Annotated in this window: 13 protein-coding genes; all 13 read left to right on the top strand. The window is 69.0% G+C overall.

The features are described 5' to 3' along the window. Positions 1 to 103: 103 nt before the first annotated feature. The 13 genes from E5P3_RS26600 (at position 104) to uvrA (ending at position 18,527) form a co-directional block, all read left to right on the top strand. On the top strand, positions 104 to 1,495 hold the full coding sequence (locus E5P3_RS26600; RefSeq protein WP_162588698.1) for an adenosylmethionine--8-amino-7-oxononanoate transaminase: 1,392 nt from the start codon (positions 104 to 106) through the stop codon (positions 1,493 to 1,495). Continuing rightward, a complete protein-coding gene (bioF, locus tag E5P3_RS26595; protein WP_162588697.1) occupies positions 1,479 to 2,711 on the top strand; it encodes an 8-amino-7-oxononanoate synthase in 1,233 nt (410 codons plus the stop codon). Before E5P3_RS26600 ends, bioF begins: the two co-directional genes overlap by 17 nt. Before the next feature lie 253 nt (positions 2,712 to 2,964). Next, on the top strand, positions 2,965 to 3,657 hold the full coding sequence (bioD, locus tag E5P3_RS26590) for a dethiobiotin synthase (protein WP_162589886.1): 693 nt from the start codon (positions 2,965 to 2,967) through the stop codon (positions 3,655 to 3,657). Positions 3,658 to 3,681: 24 nt separating this feature from the next. Next, the gene (bioB, locus tag E5P3_RS26585) at positions 3,682 to 4,683 is read left to right on the top strand and encodes a biotin synthase BioB (protein ID WP_162588696.1); all 1,002 of its coding nucleotides are present in this window, start codon (positions 3,682 to 3,684) and stop codon (positions 4,681 to 4,683) included. Between the two features lie 33 nt (positions 4,684 to 4,716). Beyond that, positions 4,717 to 6,717 carry an acetyl-CoA carboxylase biotin carboxylase subunit gene (locus tag E5P3_RS26580; protein ID WP_162588695.1) on the top strand — a complete coding sequence of 667 codons (2,001 nt, stop codon included), beginning with the start codon at positions 4,717 to 4,719 and terminating at the stop codon, positions 6,715 to 6,717. A gap of 9 nt (positions 6,718 to 6,726) precedes the next feature. After that, positions 6,727 to 7,656: a 2-hydroxyacid dehydrogenase gene (locus E5P3_RS26575; protein WP_162588694.1), complete on the top strand. Its 930-nt coding sequence runs from the start codon at positions 6,727 to 6,729 to the stop codon at positions 7,654 to 7,656. A 23-nt stretch (positions 7,657 to 7,679) separates the two neighbouring features. Then, positions 7,680 to 8,600 (top strand): hydroxymethylglutaryl-CoA lyase, encoded by a 921-nt coding sequence (locus E5P3_RS26570; RefSeq protein WP_162588693.1) that lies wholly within the window; start codon positions 7,680 to 7,682, stop codon positions 8,598 to 8,600. Positions 8,601 to 8,639: 39 nt separating this feature from the next. After that, positions 8,640 to 9,131, top strand: a complete 492-nt coding sequence (locus E5P3_RS26565) for a YbaK/EbsC family protein (RefSeq protein WP_162589885.1) — start codon at positions 8,640 to 8,642, stop codon at positions 9,129 to 9,131. Next, positions 9,128 to 9,385 carry a DUF1289 domain-containing protein gene (locus E5P3_RS26560; RefSeq protein WP_162588692.1) on the top strand — a complete coding sequence of 86 codons (258 nt, stop codon included), beginning with the start codon at positions 9,128 to 9,130 and terminating at the stop codon, positions 9,383 to 9,385. Before E5P3_RS26565 ends, E5P3_RS26560 begins: the two co-directional genes overlap by 4 nt. Further along, on the top strand, positions 9,382 to 10,026 hold the full coding sequence (locus tag E5P3_RS26555; protein WP_162588691.1) for a 2-hydroxychromene-2-carboxylate isomerase: 645 nt from the start codon (positions 9,382 to 9,384) through the stop codon (positions 10,024 to 10,026). Before E5P3_RS26560 ends, E5P3_RS26555 begins: the two co-directional genes overlap by 4 nt. A 139-nt stretch (positions 10,027 to 10,165) precedes the next feature. After that, complete coding sequence (locus E5P3_RS26550; protein ID WP_162588690.1) at positions 10,166 to 11,860, top strand: MFS transporter; 1,695 nt, start codon at positions 10,166 to 10,168, stop codon at positions 11,858 to 11,860. A gap of 116 nt (positions 11,861 to 11,976) precedes the next feature. Next, a complete protein-coding gene (locus E5P3_RS26545) occupies positions 11,977 to 12,123 on the top strand; it encodes a hypothetical protein (RefSeq protein ID WP_174263103.1) in 147 nt (48 codons plus the stop codon). A 392-nt stretch (positions 12,124 to 12,515) separates the two neighbouring features. Further along, positions 12,516 to 18,527 (top strand): excinuclease ABC subunit UvrA, encoded by a 6,012-nt coding sequence (gene uvrA, locus E5P3_RS26540; RefSeq protein WP_162588689.1) that lies wholly within the window; start codon positions 12,516 to 12,518, stop codon positions 18,525 to 18,527. Positions 18,528 to 18,575 lie beyond the last annotated feature (48 nt).

The following is an 18,575-nucleotide window of genomic DNA, read 5'->3' as shown; positions in this document are numbered from 1 at the left end:
CGCAAGTGGCATGCATCTCGCAGGCAACCGCCGCATTGCGGCGGCGCGCCGGCCTGCCTACGATGCGCGGCCGTAGCTGCCCCAACGAACGAGGAACGTACCTGTGCTGAGTCCTGCTTCTCCGCCCACACCCGCCGCATCGCGCAACGCCGACTGGCAGCAGCGCAGCCGGCGCCATGTGTGGCACCCCTGTACCCAGAGCATCCGTCTCGAGGCCGTGCCGCCGCTGCCGATCGCGCGCGGCGAAGGCGTCTGGCTGGTCGACCACGACGGCCGCCGCTACCTGGACGCCACCAGCTCCTGGTGGGTCAACCTGTTCGGCCATGCGCACCCGGCCATCAATGCCGCGCTCAAGCAGCAGCTCGACACGCTGCCGCACGTCATGCTCGCCGGCTGCACGCACGCACCCGCGGTCGAGCTGGCGGAGCGCCTGTCCGCGCTGACCGGCGGTGCGCTGGGCCACTGCTTCTACGCTTCCGACGGCGCCTCGGCCGTGGAGATCGCGCTGAAGATGAGCTTCCATGCCTGGCGCAATGCAGGGCGCGTCGGCAAGCGGCGCTTCGTGGCGTTGCGCCAGGGCTACCACGGCGAGACATTGGGCGCGCTGCATGTGACCGATGTGGCCGTGTTCCGTGATGCCTATGCGCCGCTGCTGGGCGATGCGCACCTCGTGCCTTCACCCGACGCGCGCGGCGCGCAGCCGGGCGAGGACGCCGTCGCCGTCGCGCGGCGCGCTGCCGATGCGCTGGGCGCGCTGCTGGCCGAGCAGCACGACACCATCGCAGCCGTGATCGTCGAGCCGCTTGTGCAATGCGCCGCCGGCATGGCGATGCACGACCCCGAGTACCTGCGCCGGGTGCGCGCCCTGTGCGACCGATACGGCGTGCACCTGATCGCCGACGAGATCGCCGTAGGTTGCGGCCGAAGCGGCAGCTTCTTCGCCTGCGAGCAGGCCGGCATCTGGCCCGACTTCCTGTGCCTGTCCAAGGGCATCAGCGGCGGCTACCTGCCGCTGGCGCTGGTGATGACGCGCGAGGCCATCTACCAGGGCTTCATGGACGACGACGTGGCACGCAGCTTCCTGCATTCGCATTCATACACCGGCAATGCGCTGGCCTGCCGCGCGGCGCTGGCCACGCTCGACCTGTTCGCACACGAAGACGTTCTGAACCGCAACCGTGCGGGGGCCGCGCGCATCCTGCAGCGTCTGCACGAGGGCTTGGGGGTGCGGCCGGTCGACCACCTGCGCCAGCGCGGCATGATTACCGCGTTCGACGTGCGCGAGCCCGGCGAGCGTTTTGCCGAGCGCTTCCATCTCGCTGCGCGCGACCAGGGCCTGCTGATGCGCCCCATCGGCTGCACCGTCTACCTGATGCCGCCGTATGCGATCGGCGACCACGAGATCGATCGCCTGGTCGAGGGCACCGTGGCCACCCTGGACGCGGTCGCCGCGCCGCATGCTGCCAAGGAGGCCCGCGATGTCGCGCTTGCTTGACCGCCTCCAGCACGAGATCGCCACGCTGGACGCGCAAACCCTGCGCCGCCGGCGGCTGATCGCCGAGACGCCCTGCGCGCCAGAGCAGCGGCTCACGCTGGCCGGCGCCGCCGCGCCGCGCACCCTGCTGGCTTTCGGCAGCAACGACTACCTCGGCCTGGCCGCGCATCCGGCGCTCGCCGCGGCGCTGGCCGAGGGCGCCGTGCGCTACGGCGCCGGCAGCGGCGGCTCGCACCTGATCCTCGGCCACTCACGCGCGCATGCGCAGCTCGAGGAGCGGCTGGCCGGCTGGATGGCGCCGCACATCCCGGAGGCGCACAGCCTGTTCTTCTGCACCGGCTACATGGCCAACCTCGCGGTGCTGTCGGCGCTCGGCGGTGCCGAGGCGGTGATCTTCTCCGAGACGCTCAACCATGCCTCGCTGATCGACGGCGCGCGCCTGGCCAAGGCCCGTGTCGAGCGCTACCCGCACTGCGACGTGCAGGCGCTCGATGCGCAGCTCGCGGCCTGCGATGCGCCGGTCAAGCTGATCGTGAGCGATGCCGTGTTCAGCATGGACGGCAATATCGCGCCGGTCGCCGAGCTGCTGGCGCTGGCCGAGCGCCACGATGCCTGGCTGGTGCTGGACGATGCGCATGGCTTCGGCGTCCTGGGCGCGCGGGGCCGCGGCGTGCTGGAAGAGATGGACCTGCGCTCCGAGCGGATCGTCCTCATCGGCACGCTCGGCAAGGCCGCCGGCGTGTCGGGCGCCTTCGTGGCCGCGCACCGCACCGTGATCGACTACCTGGTGCAACGCGCGCGGCCCTACATCTTCACCACCGCCGCGCCGCCCGCCATCGCCCATGCCCTGCTCGCCAGCCTGGACCTGATCGAAGGCGAGGAGGGGAACCAGCGCCGCGCGCAGTTGCGCGCACGCATCGCGCAACTGCGCGCAGGCCTGCAGCGCGTGCTGCCCGCCGGCGGCGGCGCGTGGCTCGCCGAGTCGCCGACCGCGATCCAGCCGTTGATCGTGGGGGACAACGCGCGCGCGATGCAGTTGTCGGCGCAGCTCGACGCTTTCGGCCTGCGCGTCGGCGCGATCCGTCCGCCGACGGTGCCGGCCGGCACGGCGCGCCTGCGCATCGCGCTGTCGGCGAGCCATAGCGAGGACGATGTCGCGCGGCTGGTCGATGCGCTGGGGCGGCTGCTGGCGCAGCCGTGGAAGGAGGCGGCATGAAGCATCCCGTGTGGGGCTTGCTGAAGACGCGGTCGCCTGATTTTTGCCTTGCAGTTGGTGTAAGGCAGGAGCCGGGATTTCGCCCCGGCTCCTGCCTCACAACACGCACACCGCCAAAACAAGCGAACGAGTGCATCCACCCGAACCTTCCCCCGAAGGGAAAGGAAGCAAGTCCGCACGGTCCGCATCTCCCCGAGAGGGAGCCTCCCAAGGCGAGCGCCGCAGCGCGTGGCGCGGAGGTTCTCCGGTGAAGGTGCATTGCTTCGTCACCGGCACCGACACCGGCGTCGGCAAGACGCTGGTCAGCAGCGCCATGCTGTCGTCCTTGGCTGCATCGGGCCAGCGCGCGGTCGGCATGAAGCCGGTGGCGGCGGGCCTGGACTTCATCGATGGCACTTGGCGCAACGAAGACGTCGAGCAGTTGAAGGCTGCCGGCAACGTCGATGCCCCGCTGCCGCTACGTTGCCCCTACCTGCTGCGCGCGCCGATATCGCCGCATCTGGCAGCGCAGGACGAGGGCGTGCGCATCGAGCTGCAGCCCCTGCTGTCGGCATACGCGCAACTCGCAGGGCAGTCCGATGCCGTGATCGTCGAGGGCGTGGGCGGCTTCCGCGTGCCGCTGGCCGACGACTTCGACAGCGCCGACCTTGCCGTGTCGCTGGGGCTGCCGGTGGTGCTCGTGGTGGGGCTGCGGCTCGGCTGCCTGAACCACGCGCTGCTCACCGCCGAGGCGATCCGGGCGCGCGGCCTCATGCTCGCCGGCTGGGTCGGCAGTGCCGTTGATCCGAAGATGCTGGCGCTTGAGGCCAACATCGAAACACTGCGTGCGCGCCTCGACGCGCCGCTGCTCGGCGTGGTGCCGCACCTGGCCTCGCCCGAGGCGGCCCGCGCCGCCGCCCATCTCGACCTGCGCGCGCTGCGCAGCACCGCGGCGCTGGCCGCCTGAACCGGAAACAGGAACTCTTCTTCCATGGAACACAACATCAGCTTCATCGACCGCAAGGCCACCGCCTCGCGACAGCACGCCCTCCCCGCCGACGCAGCGTGGAGCGTCGACAGCGTCGCGGCCCTCTTCGAACTGCCCTTCAACGACCTGTTGTTCCGCGCGCAGCAAGTGCATCGCGCCCACTTCGACGCCAACGCCGTGCAGCTCTCGACCCTGCTGTCGATCAAGACCGGCGGCTGCGAGGAGGACTGCGGCTACTGCCCGCAGAGCGCGCACCACGACACCAGCCTGAAGGCGAGCAAGCTGATGGCGCTCGACGAGGTGCTGGCCGCCGCCCAAGCCGCGAAGGAGCATGGCGCCACCCGCTTCTGCATGGGCGCGGCCTGGCGCAGCCCGAAGGAACGGCACCTGGAGCCCGTGATCGAGATGGTGCGCGGCGTCAAGGCGCTCGGCCTGGAGACCTGCGTGACCCTCGGCATGCTCGAAGCCGAACAGGCGCAGCGGCTCGCGGACGCGGGCCTCGACTACTACAACCACAACCTCGACAGCGCCCCCGAGTTCTACGACAAGATCATCACGACCCGCACCTACCAGGACCGCATCGACACCCTCGGCCATGTGCGCGATGCCGGCCTGCATGTGTGCTGCGGCGGCATCGTCGGCATGGGCGAATCGCGCCTGGAGCGTGCCGGCTTGATCGCGCAGCTGGCCAACCTCGACCCCTGCCCCGAGTCGGTGCCCATCAACAACCTGGTGCAGGTCGAGGGCACGCCGCTCGCCGGCACCGAGCCGCTCGATCCCTTCGAGTTCGTGCGCACCATCGCCGTCGCCCGCATCACCATGCCCAAGAGCATGGTGCGCCTGTCGGCCGGGCGCGAGCAGATGGACGAGGCGCTGCAGTCGCTGTGCTTCCTCGCCGGCGCCAATTCGATCTTCTATGGCGATCGCCTGCTGACCACCGCCAACCCGCAAGCCGCGAAGGACCGCGCGCTGCTGGCGCGGCTGGGCATGCGCAGCGACGCCTGAATCACCGCCCCTACCCACAAGGAAGCCCTCCTCATGTTCCAGAAGATCCTGATCGCCAACCGCGGAGAGATTGCTTGCCGCGTCGCCGCCACCGCGCGCCGCATGGCCATCCGCACGGTCGCCGTCTACTCCGACGCCGACGCGCATGCCAACCACGTGCGCGCCTGCGACGAGTCGGTGCACCTGGGCGGAAGCGCGCCGAAGGACAGCTACCTGCGGTGGGAAAAGATCCTGGAGGCCGCCAAGGCCACCGGCGCGCAGGCGGTGCACCCGGGCTACGGCTTCCTGAGCGAGAACGAGGACTTCGCCCGCGCCTGCGCCGAGGCCGGCCTGGTCTTCATCGGCCCGCCGCCTTCCGCCATCCAGGCCATGGGCCTGAAGGCCGAGTCCAAGCAGCTGATGGAGAAGGCCGGCGTGCCGCTGGTGCCCGGCTACCACGGCAAGGACCAGGACCCGGCGCTGCTGGCACGCGAAGCCGAGCGCATCGGCTACCCCGTGCTGATCAAGGCCAGCGCCGGCGGCGGCGGCAAGGGCATGCGGGTGGTCGAGAAGCACGCCGACTTCGCCGCCGCGCTCGCCTCCTGCCAGCGCGAGGCCATCAACAGCTTCGGCGACGACGCGGTGCTGGTCGAGAAGTACGTGCAGCGGCCGCGCCACATCGAGATCCAGGTCTTCGGCGATACGCAGGGCAACTATGTCTACCTGTTCGAGCGCGATTGCTCGGTGCAGCGGCGCCACCAGAAGGTGCTGGAGGAAGCGCCGGCGCCGGGCATGACCGAGGCCATGCGCCGCGAGATGGGCGAAGCTGCAGTCGCCGCGGCGCGTGCGGTGAAGTACGTGGGCGCGGGCACGGTGGAGTTCATCGTGGAGCAGCGCAGCGATGGCAGCATGAACTTCTTCTTCATGGAGATGAACACCCGCCTGCAGGTCGAGCATCCGGTGACGGAGGCGATCACGGGGCTGGACCTGGTCGAGTGGCAACTGCGTGTGGCCTCCGGCGAGCCGCTCCCCCTGAAGCAGGACCAGCTGCAGATCAACGGCCATGCCATCGAGGCGCGCATCTGCGCCGAGAACCCCGACAACAACTTTCTGCCCGCCACCGGCACGCTGCGCGTCTACCGCAAGCCGCAGCAGCACACCTCGTTCCAGCGCAGCCGCGTGCGCATCGACGATGGCGTTCGCGAAGGCGACGCGATCTCGCCCTTCTACGACTCGATGATCGCCAAGCTGATCGTGCACGGCGCAACCCGCGAGGAGGCGCTGGCGCGGCTGGACGCGGCGCTGGCGCAGACTCACATCGTGGGCGTGGCGACCAATGTGCAGTTCCTGCGCGCCGTGCTGCGCACCGATTCATTCGCCCACGCGAAGCTGGACACCGCGCTCATCGAGCGCGAGCGCGCCGTGCTTTTTGATCAGGAGCCGCTGGGCCTGCCCTTGGCGGCTGCGGCTGCCGTCGTGCGCACGCTGCTGGCGGAGCGGTCCCAGGCCGCGCCCTCGGAGCCTTTCGCGCGCCGCGACGGCTGGCGCGGCTTCGGCGAGTACCAACGCCACTTCGACTTCGAATTTCGTGGCGACGCGCAGACGGCGCTCTTGACATACCGGCGCGACGGCAGCCTTTCGCTGCGGGTCGGCGGCATCGAGGGCCCAGTCTCGGTCGGCCAGTTGCCCACGGGGGAGATCGAACTGCAGTTCAACGGCCTGCGGCGCACGCTCGACGTCTACGAGGAGGGCGCCACGACCCATGTCTTCGCGCCCGAGGGCGCAACCCGCATCGTGACGCTCGACCGCATGGCCCACGCCGGCGACACGCACGCCGACGCGGGCCGCCTCACCGCACCGATGCCGGGGAAGGTGGTGTCCTTCGCCGTCAAGGCCGGCGACAAGGTCATCCGCGGCCAGGCGCTGGCAGTGATGGAGGCGATGAAGATGGAGCACACCATCGCGGCGCCGGCCGATGGCACGGTCGAGGAACTGCTCTATCTGCCCGGCGACCAGGTGGCCGAAGGCGCAGAGCTGCTGCGCATCGCCGCATAAGCTCAGGGTATGCGAATCGCCGTCTGCCTGACCGACAACCGCCCCGACGCGTGGATCGAGGGCCTGCGCGCCGCGCTGCCCGGCGCCGACGTCCAGAACTGGCAACCGGGCGCGCCGCAGGCCGACCACGCCGTGGTCTGGGCACCGCCGCAGTCCTTCATCGATGAGCAGTCCCGGCTTCGCGGCATCTTCAACATCGGTGCCGGCGTCGATGCGCTGCTCAAGCTGCGACTGCCGCCCCAGACGATGGTGGTGCGCCTCGACGACGCCGGCATGTCGGTGCAGATGGCCGAGTACGTCTGCCACGCGTTGATCCGCCATTTCCGCGAGTTCGATTTCTACGATGCCGAGGCGCGCGCGGCCCGCTGGGCCTTTCGCAAGCCGCGCGAGCGCGAGGACTTTCCGGTCGGGGTGATGGGTCTGGGCGTGCTGGGCGAGCGCGTGGCGAGAGCGGTCGCGCAGTTCGAGTTCCCGGTCAACGGCTGGAGCCGCTCGCCCAAGGCGATCGAGGGCCTGCACTGCTTTGCGGGCGAGGCGGAGTTCGGTGCCTTTCTCGGCGCCAGCCGCGTGCTGGTCAACCTGCTGCCGCTGACCGAGACCACGCGCGGCATCCTCAATCGCGAGACACTGTCACGCCTGAACGGCGGCAAGCCGGGCGGCTACCTGATCAACGTCGCGCGCGGCGCGCACCTGGTCGAGGCCGACCTGGTCCCGCTGCTGGACAGCGGCCACCTCGCCGGCGCCACGCTCGACGTGTTCGAGGTCGAGCCGCTGCCCGCGGACCATCCTTTCTGGCGCCACCCGAAGATCACGGTGACGCCGCACGGCTCGGCGCGAACGATGCGCGGCGCCACCATCGCCCAGATCGCCGGCAAGATCATGGCGATCGAGCGCGGTGAGCCCGTGGCTGGCGTGGTCGAGCGCGAGCGGGGATACTGAAAGCATTGAACAAGGCCCAACCCATGAAGCTCCCCAACCAAGTCAAGCTCGTCGACGTCGGCCCGCGCGACGGCCTGCAGAACGAAAAGCAGGCCGTGCCCGCCGAGGTCAAGATCGGCCTGGTCCATCGCCTGCAGGAGGCCGGACTGAAGGAGATCGAGGTCACCAGCTTCGTCAGCCCCAAGTGGGTGCCGCAGATGGCAGACAACGCGCAGGTCATGCAGGGCATCCGCCGCCGGCCCGGCGTGCGCTATTCGGTGCTCACGCCCAACATGAAGGGCTTCGAGGCGGCGATCGCGGCGCCGCGCGAGGAATGGCCCGACGAGATCGTGGTCTTCGGCGCCGCCAGCGAGGCTTTCAGCCAGAAGAACATCAACTGCTCGATCGCCGAGAGCATCGAGCGCTTCCGCCCGGTGGTGGAGGCGGCGCGCGAGAAGGGCATCCATGTGCGCGGCGCCATGTCCTGCGCTGTCGGCTGTCCCTACGAAGGCGAGATCGCGCCCGAGCGCGTGGGCATGCTGGCGAAGCTGATGAAGGACATCGGCGTGCAGCACGTCGGCGTGGCCGACACCATCGGCGTGGGTACGCCGCTGAAGGTGCGGCGCGCGATCGAGGCCACGCTCGAGCACTACGGCATCGACGACATCTCCGGCCACTACCACGACACCTACGGCCAGGCACTCTCCAACACGCTTGCCAGCCTGGAGCTGGGCGTGTGGCAGTTCGACACTTCGGTCGGCGGCCTGGGCGGCTGTCCCTTCGCCAAGGGCGCGACCGGCAATGTCGCGACCGAGGACGTGGTCTACATGCTGCACGGCATGGGCATCGAGACCGGCATCGACCTCGACCAGTTGATCGACGCCGGCGTCTACATCAACGAGGCCCTCGGCCGCGAGCCGAACTCGCGGGTGTCGAAGGCGATCCGCACGAAGCGGTCCGCGTGACGCCGATGAAGGCGGATGCAAGAAGACTTGGAGGAAATCATGTGCGGCGCTGAACTGACATCGCTCCCCGAAGGCGTGCAGCGTGTGGCGCGGCTGCTGCAGGAGCGCGGCCATCCCCATGTCCCACGGATGCTCGACGACGCCTGCCGCACCGCGCAGCAGGCGGCCGATGCGCTGGGCATCTCGGTGGCGCAGATTGCCAAGAGCATCGTGTTTCGCCGCAAGAGCGACGAGGCGGCGGTGCTGGTCGTGACTTCGGGCGACAAGCGGGTCGACGAGAACAAGGTCGAGGCGCTGGTGGGTGGCAAGCTGGGCCGCGCCGATGCCGACTTCGTCAAGCGGGCGACCGGCTTCTCGATCGGCGGCGTCTCGCCCTTCGCGCATGCCACGGCGCCGGTGATGCTGATCGACCGTCAGTTGTTTCGATTCGACGAGGTCTGGGCGGCGGCGGGGCACCCGCATGCGGTGGTGCAACTGCGGCCGCAGGAGCTCGAGGCCCTGACCGGCGCGCCAGTCTCGGACGTGGTGTGAACGGCGATGCGCTCCATCCCCTGGCCGACCGCGCCGTTGCCGCGCGCGACACGGCACGCGAAGTGCCTTCGCCCTGCATCTCCGTCTGCCGCATGGACCCGGCCAGCGGCTTCTGCGAGGGCTGCCTGCGCACCATCGACGAGATCGCCGCATGGAGCGGCATGGACGACGCGACCAAGCGCAGCGTGTGGCGGGCCATCGAGCTGCGCGCGGATGCGGGCTTCCTGAGCTCCGCGGGAGAAGACCGGCCATGAAGCACATCACTTTTCATCTCGACTTCATCTCGCCCTACGCCTACCTGGCCTTCGAGCATCTGCCGCAGGCGCTCGAAGGGCTGAGCTACAGCGTGGCCTATCGGCCGGTGTTGCTGGGCGCGCTGCTCAAGCACCACGGCCAGCTCGGGCCTGCCGAGATTCCGGCGAAGCGGGCCTGGACCTACCGCCACGTGCTGTGGCTCGGCCAGGCGAACGGCATCGCGATCGAGATGCCGGCCTCGCATCCCTACAACCCGCTGCCGCATCTGCGGCTCGCGCTCGCCGCCACGACGGACGGCGACATCAACCGCCACGTGGCCGAGACGATCTTTCGCGATGTCTGGCAAGGCGGCGGCGAGGCCGGCGATGCCGCGCGGCTGGCCGCGCTCGCGGCGCGGCTGCGGCTGAAGCGCGATGCAGGCGGTGAGGAGGTCAAGGCGCAGCTCAAGGCCAACACTGACGAGGCCATCGCGCGCGGCGTGTTCGGCGTGCCCACCTGCGAAGTCGACGGCCGCCAGTTCTGGGGCTTCGATGGCCTGGCCATGCTGCGCGACTATCTGCGCGGGAACGCCTGGTTCGATGGCGCGGACTGGGAAGGCGCCGCGGGGCGTCCCGCGCTGCTGCGCAGCAGCAATCGCTGAATTTCTACAGCCTGAAACGCGCCCTGCGGGTTTCACCTTAAATCGTCAGCATCGATTCAGTTTGGCGAAAGCCCTGGGTCAGTCGTCCCGCCAAGAATTCGTCACGCCCCACGCCGTGGGAATAACAGGAGACGACGAAATGGCAGCCACACTTGATTCGCGGGGAAGGCCGACGCCTGTACCCCGACCCATGTCCGCGGAGGAGAAGAAGGTCATCTTCGCCTCCTCGCTCGGCACCGTGTTCGAGTGGTACGACTTCTATCTCTACGGTTCGCTCGCGGCGATCATCGCCAAGCAGTTCTTCAGCGGCCTGGATGCGGGCGCGGCCTTCATCTTCGCGCTGCTGGCTTTCGCCGCCGGCTTCCTGGTGCGGCCTTTCGGCGCCATCGTGTTCGGCCGCCTGGGCGACATGATCGGACGCAAGTACACCTTCCTCGTCACGATCCTGATCATGGGCCTGTCGACCTTCATCGTCGGCCTGTTGCCCAGCTACGCGACCATCGGCGTCGCGGCGCCCGTGATCCTGATCGCGCTGCGCATGCTGCAGGGCCTGGCGCTCGGCGGCGAGTACGGCGGTGCCGCCACCTATGTGGCCGAGCATTCGCCGCACGGCAAGCGCGGCGCCTATACCTCGTGGATCCAGACCACCGCCACGCTGGGCCTGTTCCTGAGCCTGCTGGTCATCCTCGGTGTGCGGACCTGGCTTGGCGAGGAGGCCTTCGGTGCCTGGGGTTGGCGCGTGCCCTTCCTGGTATCTATCGCGCTGCTGGCGATCTCGGTGTGGATTCGCCTGTCGCTCTCCGAGTCGCCGGCCTTCCAGAAGATGAAGGCCGAGGGCAAGACCTCCAAGGCGCCGCTGTCCGAATCCTTCGGCGAGTGGAAGAACCTGAAGATCGTGATCCTGGCGCTGGTCGGTCTTACTGCCGGTCAGGCCGTAGTCTGGTATTCGGGCCAGTTCTATGCGCTTTTCTTCCTCACGCAGCAGCTCAGGGTTGATGCGACCACCGCCAATTTGATGATCGCAGCGGCGCTGCTGCTTGGCACGCCCTTCTTCGTGGTCTTCGGGACGCTGTCGGACAAGATCGGCCGCAAGCCGATCATCATGGCCGGCTGCCTGCTGGCCGTGGTGACCTACTTCCCGGTCTTCAAGATGCTGACCGAGTTCGCCAACCCCGACCTCGCGAAGGCCCAGGCCACTGCCGGCGTGACGGTGACGGCCGATCCCAAGTCCTGCTCTTTCCAGGGCAACCCGGTGGCGCGCGAGATCGACTTCAAGAGCTCCTGCGACATCGCCAAGCGCTACCTGGTGCAGAACTCGGTGAGCTACGACAACGTCGAAGGCCCGCCCGGCTCCAAGGCCGTGGTCAAGATCGGCGACAAGACGGTCGAGGCGCCGATCGGCAACGTGGTCAACCACAAGTTCGACGAGGCCACGAGCAAGGAGATCGCCGCCTTCAAGAAGGGCGTCGCCGACGACCTGAAGGCCGCGGGCTACCCGGCCAAGGCCGACCCGGCCAAGATGAACAAGGTGATGGTGGTGCTGCTGCTGTTCTACCTGGTGCTCCTGGTCACCATGGTGTACGGCCCGATCGCCGCCATGCTGGTCGAGCTGTTCCCGACGCGCATCCGCTACACCTCGATGAGCCTGCCGTACCACATCGGCAACGGCTGGTTCGGCGGCCTGCTGCCGACCACCGCCTTCGCGATCGTGGCCTCGACCGGCAACATGTACAACGGCCTCTGGTACCCGATCATCATCGCTGGCATGACGCTGGTGGTCGGCACGCTGTTCATCCGCGAGACCAAGGATGTCGACATCTACGCGAACGACTAGGCTTGCCAGCCGAGCCTGACCCGAGCAAAGGGCCTCGGCCCTTTGTTCAACAAAGAGGCCTCGTGCCGTGTCCATGGCGCGAGGCTTTTTCGTTGAACATCCAGGAGATTCAGACCATGTGGAAATTGGCCATCGGCTTCGTCATCTTCGCGGCCATCTCGCTCTTCGTGATCATGCAGGCGGGGGACAAGGTCGACATGTCGGGCGAGAAGCACGGCGGGGACGTCACGCACGCGCCGGAGCCTGCCGCGGCCCCGAAGTAGCGCTAGAAATGGTCGGGGTGGTGTACCGCCGGCCTGCGAGGCCCCCTCTCGCTGCGCACTAAAGGCGGCTGGACGAGCTCGAGACCGTACTCGCACGCCAGCCGGGCCCCGCCGAGGGGATCGCTGCCGGTCGCGGGTGCCGAAGGTCGCAGCGTTTTCTGTTCCATGCGCCCATCCTGGCCAGAAAACGCTTAGGGATCAGCACGCGGGCGTTCTCGGCGGCGCGCTTGACGTCGAAGCGTCATCCATGCGGAGCATCTCAGAAATGCCATCCGATGAGTCACACCGGCCGGCTTTCTCCGTGTAAACCCCTGCCGCAACGCCGGCCATGTGGAGCTTTGCACGTTGTCGCGCGCTGGTTTCTAGAATGTCTGCCCCACCCCAAGGCATTCATGACACAGGGCTCCATCAGGATACGCGGTGCGCGTCAGCACAATCTCCAGAATCTCGACCTCGACATCCGCACCGGCGAGATGACGGTGGTCACCGGCCCGAGCGGCTCGGGCAAGTCGAGCCTCGTGTTCGACACGCTCTATGCCGAGGGCCAGCGGCGCTACGTCGAGACCTTCTCGGCCTACGCGCGGCAGTTCCTCGATCGCATGGACAAGCCGGCGGTCGACAAGGTGGAAGGGGTACCGCCCGCCATCGCCATCGACCAGACCAACCCCGTGCGCTCTTCGCGCTCGACCGTCGGCACGATGACCGAGCTGAACGACCACCTGAAGCTGCTGTACGCGCGCGCCGCACAGCTCTTCGACCGCGAGACGGCGCTGCCGGTGCGGCACGATTCGCCCGACTCCATCTATGCCGAGCTGGTGGCCAGGGCGGCTGCCGCCGGCAATCCGCGCGTGGTGCTGACCTTCCCGGTGGAACTCCCGGCCGGGACCAGCGCCGACGAGATCGCGCAGTGGCTGTCGGCCAGCGGCTTCACCCGCGTTCAGGGTGAGCGCGAGATCGCCACGCCGACTGGCCCGCGAAAGGTGCTGGACGTGGTGGCGGACCGCTTCCGAATGGCGAACGCCGAACGCGCGCGGGTGATCGAGGCGATCGAGGTGGCGCTCAAGCGCGGCAGCGGGCGGCTCACGGCGCATGCGCTGCCGGCGGACGAAGGCGGCCGTCCCGCTGCCGGGCCGCCGCAAGGCGGGGCAGCTCCCTCGGGGGCGAGCGAACCACACTCAGTGGAGAGCGCCGGAGCTTCATCCGGCGAGGTGTGGAAGTTCTCGACGGGGCTGCATTGCCCGGACACGGATATCCGCTATGCGGATCCGATTCCCTCGATGTTCTCCTTCAACTCGGCCGTGGGCGCCTGCGAGACCTGCCGCGGCTTCGGGCGCGTGATCGGGGTCGACCTGGGCCTGGTGATCCCCAACGACAAGCTGACGCTGCGCGCCGGCGCCATCAAGACCATCCAGACACCCGCCTGGAAGGAAGCGCAGGACGACCTGATGCGTCACGCCGAGGCGGCCGGCATCCCGCGCGACACGCCCTGGAACAAGCTCACGCCCGAGCAGCAGGCCTGGGTGATCGAGGGCTCGCCGCACTGGAACGGCAAGTGGAACCAGCAGTGGTACGGCGTGCGCCGCTTCTTCGGCTACCTGGAGAGCAAGGCCTACAAGATGCACATCCGCGTGCTCTTGTCCAAGTACCGCAGCTACACGCCGTGCCCGGCCTGCGGGGGCGCGCGGCTCAAGCTCGAGAGCCTGCTGTGGCGCATCGGGAGCAAGGCCGACGCGGATGCGGTGCTGGCGCCTTCGAAGCGCGTCATGCCGGTCGGGGTGAAGTGGTCCCGCGAGCAACTGGAGGCGCTGCCGGGGCTGTGCCTGCACGACCTGATGCTGCTGCCGATCGAGCGGTTGAGGCAGTTTTTTGATAGGCAACAGCCGGGTACAGGAGATTCGCTCCCTCTCCCGCTTGCGGGCGAGGGCCGGGGCGAGGGCGAGACCCAGGCCCTCAAGCTGCTCTTCGAGGAAATCACCACCCGCCTGCGCTACCTGCACGACGTCGGCATCGGCTACCTGACCCTCGACCGCCAGAGCCGCACCCTGAGCGGCGGCGAGGTGCAGCGCATCAACCTCACGACCGCCTTGGGCACGTCGCTGGTCAACACGCTGTTCGTGCTCGACGAGCCCAGCATCGGCCTGCACCCGCGCGACATGAACCGCATCACCGAAGCCATGCTGCGCCTGCGCGACGCCGGCAACACGCTGGTGGTGGTGGAGCACGACCCGGCGGTGATGCTCGCCGCCGACCGGGTGATCGACATGGGCCCGGGCCCCGGCGTGCGCGGCGGACGCATCGTCTTCGACGGCGGCCCCGCCGAGCTGCGCCATGCCGATACGCTGACCGGCGAGTACCTGGGCGGGCGCAAGCAGATCGGCATGAGCTTCAGGCGCATGGTGAGCGACAACACGCCGCGCCTCATCCTCGAAGGCGTGCGCGAGCACAACCTGCGCAACATCACGGTCGAGTTCCCGCTGGCGCGGCTGGTCTGCGTGACCGGCGTCAGCGGCTCGGGCAAGTCGACGCTGATCCAGGACGTGCTGGCGCCCGCGCTGATGCGCCACTTCGGCAAGGCGACCGAGACGCCCGGCGCGCACGACCGGCTGCTCGGCGCCGAGCAGCTGAGCGAAGTGGTCTTCGTCGACCAGTCGCCCATCGGCAAGACGGCGCGGTCCAATCCCGCGAGCTACGTGGGCGCGTGGGACGCGATCCGCGAGATCTTCGCGACCGCGGCGCTGGCGCGGCAGCGCGGCTACACGGCCTCGAAGTTCAGCTTCAACAGCGGCGACGGCCGCTGCCCGACCTGCGGCGGCTCGGGCTTCGAGCACGTGGAGATGCAGTTCCTCTCCGACGTCTACCTGCGCTGCCCCGACTGCGACGGCAAGCGCTACCGGCCCGAGATTCTCGAGGTGAAGATCGAGCGCGGCGGGCGCAGCCACAACGTGGCCGACATCCTCGAGCTCACGGTGGCCGAGGCCACGGCACTCTTTGCGGGCGACCGCGAGGTGCTGCGCGTGCTGCAGCCCATCGTCGACGTGGGCCTGGACTACGTGAAGCTGGGCCAGCCGGTGCCCACGCTCTCGGGCGGCGAGGCCCAGCGCCTCAAGCTCGCGGGCTTCCTGGCCGAGGCGGCCAAGAGCGGCAGCGCAAGCAAGCAGCCGCTGGCGCGCAAGGGCACGCTGTTCCTGTTCGACGAGCCCACCACCGGCCTGCACTTCGACGACATCGCACGCCTGATGCGCGCGTTGCGCAAGCTGCTCGACGCGGGCCACTCGCTGGTGGTGATCGAGCACAACCTCGACGTGATCCGCGCCAGCGACTGGCTGATCGACCTCGGCCCGGAGGGCGGCGAGGGCGGCGGCCAGGTGGTGGCTGTGGGCACGCCCGAGCAGGTGCGCGAGAACAGCGCCTCGCTCACCGGTGCCGCGCTGGTCGACTACGAGCTGGCCATCGGCCCCGGCGCCTACAAGGTGGCGGAGCGCGCCGCGCGTGCGTATGCGGCGCGCGCGCGGCAGCAGCAGGCGGCCGGCCGCGATGCGATCCAGATCGTCCACGCGCGTGAGCACAACCTCAAGAACCTGTCGGTCGACATTCCGCGCGGCAAGTTCAGCGTGGTGACGGGCGTCAGCGGCTCGGGCAAGTCGACGCTGGCCTTCGACATCCTGTTCAACGAGGGGCAGCGGCGTTACCTGGAATCGCTCAATGCCTACGCGCGCAGCATCGTGCAGCCGGCAGGCCGGCCGGAGGTGGACGCGGTCTACGGGATCCCGCCCACGGTCGCGATCGAGCAGCGCCTGTCGCGCGGCGGGCGCAAGAGCACGGTGGGCACGACCACCGAGGTCTGGCACTTCCTGCGCCTGCTCTACGTCAAGCTGGGCATCCAGCACTGCGTCCATGACGGCGCGGCGGTGCAGCCGCAGACGCCGGACAGCATCGCGGCGCAGCTGCTGAAGAACTTCCGCGGCCAGCACATCGGCCTGCTGGCGCCGCTGGTGAGCAACCGCAAGGGCGTCTACACCGAGCTGGCAGACTGGGCGCGGCCGCGCGGCTTCACACACTTGCGGGTGGACGGCGAGTTCCTTCCCACCACCGGATTCCCGCGCATCGACCGCTTCAAGGAACACAGCATCGAGCTGCCGGTGGCCAGCCTCGACGTGGAGCCCGAGAAAGAGGCCGAGCTGCGCGAGGCGCTGGCGCGCGCGCTGGAGCACGGCAAGGGCGTGGTGCATGTGCTGAGCGAGCTCACCGGCCTGCGCGGCGCCATGATGGCAGGCGTGCCCACCGCGGGCATCGGCCGCGTTCAGGTGTTCTCCACGCTGCGCGCGTGCCCGGTGTGCAGCACCAGCTACGGCGAGCTGGACCCGCGGCTGTTCTCGTACAACAGCAAGCATGGGTGGTGCCCGGACTGCGTGGGCACGGGGGTCAAGCTCACGAAGGAGCAGCGCAAGGTCTATGACGACTCGACGATGGCGGCGGACAACCGCGGTCGGGAGCAGACCTTCGCGGAGCCCGAGGCGGAAGACGTGGGGGAGGTGGCGTGCCCGGCCTGCCAGGGGACGCGTCTGAACCGGACCGCCCGGGCGGTGTTGTTCGGCGGGGATGCCGCAGGGGAGAAGAGGGCAAGCCTGGGCGCGGGCCGGTTGACGGACGCCGCCTCGCTCCCTCTCCCGCCTGCGGGAGAGGGATGGGGCGAGGGCGGCATCGCCATCACGCAACTCGCAAGGATGAGCGTGGCCGATATCCGCAGGTGGTTCGACCATATCGCGCTGATCGGAAGGCAGGCCGAGATCGCACGCGACCTCGTCCCCGAGATCAGGAGCCGCCTCGAATTCCTCGAGGAGGTCGGCCTCGGCTACCTCACCCTCGACCGAGGCGCCCCCACGCTCTCGGGCGGCGAGGCCCAGCGCATCCGCCTCGCGGCACAGCTGGGCAGCAACCTGCAGGGCGTGTGCTACGTGCTGGACGAGCCCACCATCGGCCTGCATGCGCGCGACAACCAGATCCTGCTGGACGCGCTGCACAAGCTGGGCGAGAAGGGCAACACGCTGGTGGTGGTGGAGCATGACGAGGACACCATCCGCCGCGCCGACCACATCATCGACATCGGGCCCAGCGCGGGCAAGCGCGGCGGGCGGCTGGTGGCCGAAGGCAGCGTCGCCGATCTGGAAGCAGCCGGCGAATCGCAGACCGGGCGTTACCTGCGCGATGCCATCAAGCACCCGCTGCAGCCGCGCCGCGCTGTCTTTCTCGCTCCTGCGGAAGGGGAGGAGGCCTTGCGCTGGCTGACCGTGCGTGGCGCGGACCTGCACAACCTGCAGGAGGTCACCGTGACCCTGCCGCTCAACCGCCTGGTCGCCGTCACCGGCGTCAGCGGCTCCGGCAAGTCGACCCTGGCGCGCGACGTGCTGCTCGCCAACGTGCATGCCATCGTCGTGCAGCGCATGACCAAGGCCGGCCGCGACGCGGACGCCGCCGGCAAGCGTCCCGCCTGGTCCGGCTGCGCCAAGATCGAAGGCTACGAGCCCCTCGACCGTGTGCTCGAGGTCGACCAGACGCCCATCGGCAAGACGCCGCGCAGCTGCCCCGCCACCTACATCGGCTTCTGGGACACCATCCGCAAGCTCTTCGCCGACACGCTGGAGGCAAAGGCGCGCGGCTACGGCCCGGGCCGCTTCAGCTTCAACACCGGCGAAGGCCGATGCCCGGGTTGCGAGGGCGCGGGCGTGCGCACCATCGAGATGAGCTTCCTCCCAGACGTCAAGGTACCGTGCGAGGTCTGTCATGGCGCGCGCTTCAATCCCGAGACCCTGGCCGTGAGCTGGCGCGGCAAGAGCATCGGCGACGTGCTGCAGATGGAGGTGGACGAGGCGGTCGAGTTCTTCGCCTCCATGCCCAACATCAGCCATCCGCTGCAACTGCTGAAGGACGTGGGGCTGGGCTATCTCACCCTGGGCCAGCCCTCGCCCACGCTCTCGGGCGGCGAGGCGCAGCGCATCAAGCTGGTGACCGAGCTCAGCAAGGTGCGCGACGACGTCACGCGCCGTGGCAACAAGGTTCCGCACACGCTCTATGTGCTGGACGAGCCGACGGTGGGCCTGCACATGGCCGACGTCGAGAAGCTCATCCATGTGCTGCACCGGCTGGTGAACGGCGGCCACAGCGTGGTGGTGATCGAGCACGACCTCGATGTGATCGCCGAGGCCGACTGGCTGATCGACCTCGGCCCCGAGGGCGGAGATGGCGGTGGGCGGGTGGTGGCAGCGGCGCCGCCGGAGGAGGTGGTGCGGCTGCGCACGCACACGGGCGTGGCGCTGGCGCCGGTGCTGGCGCGCGGCGCGGGGCGGCACGAAGTGGTGCAGTTGCCGGTTCAGATCGCGCCGATGCCGATGCGGCGAGAAGCCTGAATGCGGACTTTCCAGGAGGTGTTCGACATCGACTGCCACCACGGCAAC

Origin of the sequence: Variovorax sp. RA8, from assembly GCF_901827175.1 — a bacterium.
Lineage (GTDB): Bacteria > Pseudomonadota > Gammaproteobacteria > Burkholderiales > Burkholderiaceae_C > Variovorax.
The sequence above is the reverse complement of the archived record's forward strand: the minus strand, read 5'-3'. Positions and strand labels throughout refer to the sequence as shown.